This is a genomic window from Betaproteobacteria bacterium (genome assembly GCA_016791345.1).
GTDB lineage: Bacteria > Pseudomonadota > Gammaproteobacteria > Burkholderiales > JAEUMW01 > JAEUMW01.
The window spans coordinates 1-7,472 of record JAEUMW010000109.1; the positions used below are offsets into that span (position 1 = coordinate 1).

The 7,472-nt window shown below is 66.3% G+C and carries 9 protein-coding genes; 3 read left to right on the top strand and 6 right to left on the bottom strand.

The annotated features are described in order from the left end of the window. Positions 1-81: 81 nt before the first annotated feature. Entirely contained in the window at positions 82-570 is a 489-nt protein-coding gene (locus tag JNK68_04345) for a TlpA family protein disulfide reductase (GenBank protein MBL8539582.1), read from the top strand. Here the strand turns inward: JNK68_04345 and lipA are convergent. From lipA to JNK68_04375, 6 genes are all read right to left on the bottom strand, one after another. Then, positions 567-1,505 carry a lipoyl synthase gene (gene lipA / locus JNK68_04350; GenBank protein MBL8539583.1) on the bottom strand — a complete coding sequence of 313 codons (939 nt, stop codon included), beginning with the start codon at positions 1,503-1,505 and terminating at the stop codon, positions 567-569. The two genes, JNK68_04345 and lipA, sit on opposite strands and share 4 nt — an antisense overlap. Before the next feature lie 14 nt (positions 1,506-1,519). Then, the gene (gene lipB / locus JNK68_04355; protein MBL8539584.1) at positions 1,520-2,143 is read right to left on the bottom strand and encodes a lipoyl(octanoyl) transferase LipB; all 624 of its coding nucleotides are present in this window, start codon (positions 2,141-2,143) and stop codon (positions 1,520-1,522) included. 35 nt (positions 2,144-2,178) lie between these two features. Next, positions 2,179-2,448, bottom strand: coding sequence for a DUF493 domain-containing protein (locus JNK68_04360; protein ID MBL8539585.1), 270 nt, complete (start codon positions 2,446-2,448; stop codon positions 2,179-2,181). Beyond that, positions 2,445-3,335 (bottom strand): D-amino acid aminotransferase, encoded by an 891-nt coding sequence (locus JNK68_04365; protein ID MBL8539586.1) that lies wholly within the window; start codon positions 3,333-3,335, stop codon positions 2,445-2,447. Before JNK68_04365 ends, JNK68_04360 begins: the two co-directional genes overlap by 4 nt. After that, positions 3,332-4,471, bottom strand: a complete 1,140-nt coding sequence (locus JNK68_04370; GenBank protein ID MBL8539587.1) for a D-alanyl-D-alanine carboxypeptidase — start codon at positions 4,469-4,471, stop codon at positions 3,332-3,334. The genes JNK68_04365 and JNK68_04370 overlap by 4 nt, the downstream gene beginning before the upstream one ends. A 341-nt stretch (positions 4,472-4,812) precedes the next feature. Further along, a complete protein-coding gene (locus JNK68_04375; GenBank protein ID MBL8539588.1) occupies positions 4,813-5,976 on the bottom strand; it encodes a methionine adenosyltransferase in 1,164 nt (387 codons plus the stop codon). A 76-nt stretch (positions 5,977-6,052) separates the two neighbouring features. On the opposite strand from JNK68_04375, the gene JNK68_04380 reads away from it, so the two are divergent. Beyond that, complete coding sequence (locus JNK68_04380; protein ID MBL8539589.1) at positions 6,053-7,012, top strand: Gfo/Idh/MocA family oxidoreductase; 960 nt, start codon at positions 6,053-6,055, stop codon at positions 7,010-7,012. Positions 7,013-7,079: 67 nt separating this feature from the next. Continuing rightward, positions 7,080-7,472, top strand: a 393-nt coding sequence (locus JNK68_04385) for an aminotransferase class I/II-fold pyridoxal phosphate-dependent enzyme (GenBank protein MBL8539590.1), incomplete at its 3' end; no start/stop codon positions are given.

A 7,472-nucleotide genomic window follows, 5' to 3' on the forward strand; every position in this document is an offset into this window, starting at 1 on the left:
CAGCGCTACGGCGCCGGATCCCGCGGATGAAAAGGTGGGGACCCGACTATGCCGAAGTTTGCGCGTTGCAGCAACCCTCGAATGCTCGCCAGGGTGGGCATGACGCTGTGCGCAGCCGTAGTGCTGCTGGCCGGCTGCGGCAGTTCGCAGCCGGCTCCGGACGTCACGTTCACCAGCCTGAACGGGAAGGAGATTCCCCTGCAGACGCTGCGCGGCGAAGTGGTGCTGGTCAACTTCTGGGCCACGAGCTGCGACGTGTGCGTTAAGGAGATGCCGGACCTTGCTCAGCTCCAGCGCCGCTTCGGCGAGCGCGGGATGACGCTCGTCGCCGTCGCGATGCACTACGACCCGCCCAACCACGTGCTCGACTATGCGAAGAGTGCCGAGCTGCCCTTCGTGGTGTCGCTCGATCCGCTGGGGAAGATCGAGCAGGCCTTCGGTGACATCTCCGGAACGCCGACCACGTTCGTCATCGACCGCCGCGGCAGGATCGCGTCGCGCATCCAGGGCGCGCCGGACTTCCCGCGCCTGCACACCCTGATCGAAGCGAAGCTCGCGGAACCCGCCTAGACCACGCCGGCTTCGTGCGCCTGGCGGTCCGCGTGGTAGCTCGAACGCACCATCGGGCCGCAGGCGGCATGGCTGAAGCCCATGTCCCGCGCCTCGCGCTCGAAGCGCTGGAACACCGCGGGCTCGACGTAGCGCAGCACGGGCAGATGACCCGCGCTCGGCTGCAGATACTGGCCGACGGTGAGCATGTCGACGTCGTGGGCACGCAGGTCGCGGATGACGGCCACGATCTCGTCGTCGGTCTCGCCCAGCCCGACCATCAGGCCGGATTTCGTGGGGATTGTCGGCAGCCGCGCCTTGAAATCCTTGAGGAGCTTGAGCGAGTGCTCGTAATCGGCGCCGGGGCGCGCCTGCAGGTAGAGGCGCGGCACGGTCTCGAGATTGTGGTTCATCACGTCGGGCGGACACGTCGCGAGCACGTCGAGCGCGCGATCGAGCCGCCCGCGGAAATCGGGCGTGAGGATCTCGATGCGAGTGACCGGCGAGTGTTCGCGCACGGCGCGGATGCAGTCGACGAAGTGCTGTGCACCGCCGTCACGCAGGTCGTCGCGATCGACGCTGGTGATCACCACGTAGCTGAGTCGCATCGCTGCGATCGTCTGCGCGAGATGGATCGGCTCCTCCTGGTCCGGCGCCTGCGGCCGTCCGTGGGCCACGTCGCAGAACGGGCAGCGGCGGGTGCACACGTCACCCAGGATCATGAAGGTGGCGGTGCCCTTGCTGAAGCATTCACCGATGTTGGGGCAGGAGGCTTCCTCGCACACGGTGTGCAGGTTGTGCTCCCGCAGCACGCGTTTCACCTCGCCGAAAGTCGGGCTGCTCGGCGCCTTGGCGCGGATCCACTCCGGCTTGCGCAGGCGCTCGTGCGGCACGATCTTGATCGGGATGCGCGCGGTCTTGGCGGCGCCGGTTTGTTTTTCGTGGGAAGCGCTCATCGCAGGCTCCGACTTCAGTTCAGCAGGGCGAGCAGGTGACGACTCAAACGATCTCCCGCAGCAGCGACCGTGAGATCGAGACCGAGATCGCGCGTGCGCGTCACCGGCATGCCGGCGTGACCGCACGGGTTGATGTCGGTGAACGGCGCGAGATCGAGGTCGATGTTGAGGGCGACGCCATGGTAGCAGCAGCCGTTTCTCACGCGTAGCCCCAGCGCCGCGATTTTCGCGTTGCCGACGTACACGCCCGGCGCCGCCTCATCGCCGGCGGCCGCGATCCCGTCCTCGCCGAGGAGTGCGACGACCGCGCGCTCCATGCGCCGCACCAGCTCGCGCACCCCGTAGTTGCGCCGGCGCAGGTCGAGCAGAAGATAGATCACCAGCTGACCCGGGCCGTGATAGGTGATCTGGCCGCCACGGTCCACATGCACCACCGGAATCTCGGAGCGGCGCAGCAGGTGGTCGGGAGTTCCGTTGAGTCCGATCGTGAAGACCGGGGGATGTTCGACGATCCACAGCTCGTCGCGCGCATCGAGGCCGCGCGTCTCGCTGAAGTGCTGCATCGCACGCCATGTGGGTTCGTACTCGACGCGGCCGAGGTGACGCACCTCGGGTGTCGGCTCAACCGGCGCGGGCAGGGGATGGGGGGCGCTCTGCACCGGTTTGCCTCCCGCTACAGCACCATCACCACCATGGGATGGTCCGAGAGCTCCTGGTACAAGGCGTCGAGCTGCTCACGGGAGCTGGCGCGGATCGTGGCGGTGACGCTTAAGTATTTCCGGGCGCGGCTTACCCGCATCTCGATGGTAGCGGGATCGAAATCCGGGGCGTGGCGTCGCACGATGTCGACGATGGTCTGCGCGAAACCGGGCTGCGATGTACCCATGATCTTGATCGGAAAGTCGCAGGGGTACTGGATGAGGCTCGCGACCTCGTCGCTCACGCACCTGTCTCCGCCGCCGCAGACCGCAAGTGCCCGGCAAAGTGCGTGGCCTTGAATTCCTGATACAGCGCGTGCATGCGCCGAAACACGGGCCCCGGCGTGCCGTCGCCGACCGGGCGATCGTTGAGCGTCGTGATCGCCAGCACTTCCTTGGTGGACGAAGTCAGCCAGAGCTCGGCTGCGGAGAACACCTCCTGCTCCGTGATCTCGCGCACCTGATGTGGCAGGCCGGCGGCCGCGGCAAGCTCGAGCACGAGATCGTAGGTGATGCCGGGCAGCATCAGGTGACTCTTCGGCGGCGCGAGGAGCCAGTCGCCCGAGACGACGAAGATGTTGCTGGCGGCGCCTTCGGTGAGGAGACCGTCGCGAAAGAGCACGGTTTCGACAGCACCACGGTCGATGGCGACCTGACGCAGCAGCACATTGCCGAGCAGGGCGATCGACTTGATGTCGCAGCGCCCCCAGCGATAGTCAGTCGCGGTCACTGCCGCGACACCGCGCTCGACCTCGGCGCGCGAGGGCGTTGCCAGCGGACTGCTCATGGCGAAGACGGTCGGCGTCGCAGCCTGCGGAAAGGCGTGATCGCGCTTGGCCACGCCGCGCGTCACCTGCAGATAGAGGTACTGATCGGGCCAGGGGTGGCGGCCGACGAGATCAGTGAGCAGCGCCGCCCAGTCGGACGCGGAGTGCGGATTGGCGATGCGCAGCGCATCGAGACTCTTCTGCAGGCGAACCAGGTGCTCGGCGAGCCTGAGCGGCGTTCCGGCGTACACCGGAATCACCTCGTAGACGCCGTCGCCAAAGACGAAGCCGCGGTCGAGCACGGGGACCCGCGCCTCCGCGAGCGGCGTCCATGCGCCATTCAGATAGACCGTCTGCTCGCTCATTGCGGCAGCCACAGGCGGACCATGTCGACCGTGCGCCCGAAAAGGCCGGCAACCGGCACGTTGGAGAGCGCGACCAGCGGATACTCGCCGAGTGGTTTCTCTTCGAGCGCGAGCTTGAGGGTACCCACCTCCTGCCCGAAAGCAAGCGGCGCCATCAGCGGCTGATGCGTTTCCATCGACGCTCTCAACTTCGCGGCATCGCCCTTCGGCAGCGCCAGGTAGAAGTCCTCGACGAAGCCGATCCGCACGTCGTTCTCGGCGCCCTTCCAGACACGAATCGTCGCCACCGTCTGATCCTTCGCGTACACCTTCACCGTATCGTAGAACTGAAAGCCATAGTTGAGAACCTTCTGGCTCTCCGTTGCGCGTGCTGCCTCGGAGGCGGTTCCGGTCACCACGGAGATCAGGCGCCGGCTGTCGCGCTTGGCGGAGGCCACGAGGCAGTATCCCGCCGCCTCGTGGTGTCCGGTCTTCACCCCGTCCACGTAGGGATCGGTCCACAGGAGGCGGTTGCGGTTCGCCTGCGTGATGTTGTTGTAGCGGAACTCACGCTGCGAGTTCAACTTGTAGTGCTCCGGAAAGTCGCGGATCAGGGCCGCCGCCAGGAGAGCCATGTCGTAGGCCGTCGTGTAATGCTTGGGGTCCGGCAGGCCGGTCGAGTTCACGAAGCTGGTGTTTTTCATGCCGAGCTTCTGCGCCTGCTGGTTCATCATCTGGGCGAACACTTCCTCGCTGCCGGCAATGGCCTCCGCCAGCGCGATGCAGGCGTCGTTGCCGGACTGGATCACCATGCCGTGGATGAGCTCTTCCACGGTGACCGGCCTGTTCGGCTCGATGAACATGCGCGAGCCCTGCGCCTTCCACGCACGTGGCGACACCGGCACCACCTGGTCCAGCGCGACGCGCTTCTGTTTGATGGCCTCGTAGGTGAGGTAGGCGGTCATCATTTTTGTGAGCGACGCGGGCTCGATGCGCTCGTTGGGGTTCTGCGATGCGATGACCTGTCTTGCCAGGAAGTCGTACAACACCCAGGACTTGGCCGCGACCGTCGGCGGCGGTGGCACCGGCAGCGACGTTTGCTGTGCAGCGGCGGCAGTGACGAAGAGCGACAAGAGCAGTGCGAGGAGGGATTTCATTGCTGTGAATCTCGGCATGGAGCGCGGGGAAGGCGCGATTATAATGCAGCGCGAAATGGACTCTCGGCGCTGAGCCGGCGCGAACGAGGTGCACGCCACGCCGGGCCGAGCCGTCGGAAGCGGATGCCGTGCCACCCTGGCTTGCGGGTGCCTCGTGGAAGCGCGTGCGGCGCTGGCGGCTCGCCGGCCGCACGCAGCGGCCACGCGCACGGTGCCAGCACGCTTCTCGGAAATTGCGGCGACGGGGTCATGCGTCCGGGGACGAGGGCGTGGGCCCGCGCGTACCCGGTCGACGCTTCTTCTTGATTCCGCCGAGCATCCGGCGGGAATGGCGAGACGACCTAGAGACCCGCCTCGGCGCGCAGCACGTCGGCCTTGTCCGTCTTCTCCCAGGTGAACTCGGGCTCGTCGCGGCCGAAGTGTCCGTACGCCGCGGTCTTGCTGTAGATCGGGCGCAGGAGGTCGAGCGACTGGATGATGCCCTTCGGTCGCAGGTCGAAGTGCTTGGCCACGAGTTCGACGATCTTCTCGTCGCCCACCTTGCCGGTGCCGAAGGTGTTCACCATGAGCGAAACCGGGCGCGCCACGCCGATGGCGTAGGCGATCTGGACCTCGCAGCGATCGGCAAGCCCCGCGGCAACGACGTTCTTCGCCACGTAGCGTCCGGCATACGCTGCGGACCGGTCCACCTTCGACGGATCCTTGCCGGAGAACGCACCACCGCCGTGGCGGGCCGCGCCGCCGTAGGTGTCGACGATGATCTTGCGGCCGGTGAGGCCGCAGTCGCCGTGCGGACCGCCGACCACGAAACGGCCGGTCGGGTTGATGAGGTAGCGGATGTCCCCGCGCAGCATCTCCTTCGGGATGACCGGCTTGATGATCTCCTCGATCACCGCCTCGCTCAGCTGCGCATGCGACACTTCGGGCCCGTGCTGGGTAGAGACGACCACCGTGTCGATGGCCACCGGCTTGCCGTCGTGATAGCGGACGGTGAGCTGTGACTTGGCGTCGGGGCGCAGCCACGGCAGACGACCGTCGCGCCGCACCTCGGCCTGGCGCTGCATGATGCGATGGGCGTAGTAGATGGGCAGCGGCATCAGTTGCGGGGTCTCGTCGCACGCGTAGCCGAACATGAGACCCTGGTCGCCGGCGCCCTGATCGAGATCGAGGCCGGAGCCTTCATCGACGCCCTGGGCGATGTCCGGTGACTGCCGGTTGATGGCGGTGAGCACCGCGCAGGACTTGTAGTCGAAGCCGATCTCGGAGGCGTCGTAGCCGATCCTCTGCACCACGTCGCGGGCGATCTGCATGTAGTTGATGTGCCCCTTGGTGGTGATCTCGCCGGAGATGACGACGAGTCCGGTGCTCACGAGCGTTTCGCAAGCCACGCGGCCGCGCGGGTCCTGGGCTAGAATCGCATCCAGCACGCCGTCGGAGATCTGATCGGCAACCTTGTCGGGATGCCCTTCGGAGACGGACTCGGAACTGAAAAGGTATTCGCTCATCGGCTTCGGGGGGGAGTAAGGAAAAAATGGCTGCAGATGATAGCACAGGGGCACCGCGAGTCTTCCCGGGTGGGCTGTGAGCAAACTCCGCGCGGCGGTCATCGGCGTCGGCTATCTCGGCCATTTTCACGCGCAGAAGTACGCGCTGCTCGAAGAGGCCGAACTCGCGGGCGTCGTGGACGCCGATCCGGAGCGGGCGCGCACAATCGCAACGGCGCTGCACACCCGGCCGTACACGGACTACCGTGAGCTTCTTGGCAGCATCGATGTGGCGTCTATCGTGGTGCCGACCGAACACCACCACAGGGTGGCGCAGGACTGTCTCGAAGCGGGCGTGCACATCCTGCTCGAGAAGCCGGTCACCGAGACCCGCACACAGGCCGAGGAACTGATCGCGCTCGCCGAGCGCAAGCGTCTCGTCTTCCAGGTCGGTCATCTGGAGCGCTTCAATCCGGCCGTGGTCGAGGTGCAGCGCCTGCTCGACCGGCCAGTCTTCTTCGAGTCGCATCGCCTGTCGGTGTTCAAGCCGCGCGGCACCGATGTCAACGTGGTCCTCGACCTCATGATCCACGACATCGACATCATCCTGAGCCTCGTGCAGCAGGAGATCCGCGAACTGCGTGCGAGCGGCTACCCGGTGCTGACCGACGAGGTCGACATCGCGAACGCGCGGCTCGAGTTCGCGAACGGCTGTGTGGCCAACGTGACGGCCAGCCGGGTGAGCCAGAAGGCCATGCGCAAGATGCGCATCTTCCAGCACGATGCGTATTTCTCGGTGGACTTTCCCACGAGCAGCATCGACATCGCCCGGCGCAACGGTGCCGAGCGCGACGAGCAGGGTTTTCCGAGGATCTCCGTGGAGGAGCGCAAAACGGCGGAGAAGTCCGACGCCATCCTCGCCGAGATCCAGGCGTTTCTCGACTGCGTGCGCACCGGTGCGACGCCGCCGGTGACCGGTCGCGACGGGCTGCAGGCGCTCGCTGTCGCACTCGATATCAGCCGCGCCATCGGCACCCCGCGCCGCATCGGGGGTTGACGCAACACCGGCGCTCGCCAACACTTCCGGCATCCTTCGTCCCCCTGCCGCAGGAGGCTGCCACCCCATGTCCATCCCGATGCTCGATCTCAAGGCCGAGTACGCGTTGTTTCGCGAAGAACTGCTGGAGCGTCTCGCGGCGACGCTGGAGTCGACCCAGTACATCCTCGGCCCCAACGTTCAGGCTCTGGAAAAGGAGGTGGCGGCCCATATCGGCGTCGCGCACGCGGTGGGCTGCGCGTCCGGTACCGACGCACTGCATCTCGCGCTGCGCGCACTTGGCATCGGCCCGGGCGACGAGGTGATCACCACGCCCTTCACCTTCATCGGCACTTCGGAGGCGATTTCCTACACCGGTGCCACCCCCGTCTTCGTGGATATCCAGGAGAACACCTTCAACATCGACCCGGGGGCGATCGAACGCGCGATCACGCCGCGCACCAGGGCGGTGATGCCGGTG

Bases quoted from the DNA above. Each gene is read 5' to 3' on its own strand.
- JNK68_04370 (MBL8539587.1), bottom strand. From the start codon at position 4,471: ATGAAATCCCTCCTCGCACTGCTCTTGTCGCTCTTCGTCACTGCCGCC.
- JNK68_04365 (MBL8539586.1), bottom strand. From the start codon at position 3,335: ATGAGCGAGCAGACGGTCTATCTGAATGGCGCATGGACGCCGCTCGCG.
- JNK68_04375 (MBL8539588.1), bottom strand. From the start codon at position 5,976: ATGAGCGAATACCTTTTCAGTTCCGAGTCCGTCTCCGAAGGGCATCCC.
- JNK68_04345 (MBL8539582.1), top strand. From the start codon at position 82: ATGCTCGCCAGGGTGGGCATGACGCTGTGCGCAGCCGTAGTGCTGCTG.
- lipA (MBL8539583.1), bottom strand. From the start codon at position 1,505: ATGAGCGCTTCCCACGAAAAACAAACCGGCGCCGCCAAGACCGCGCGC.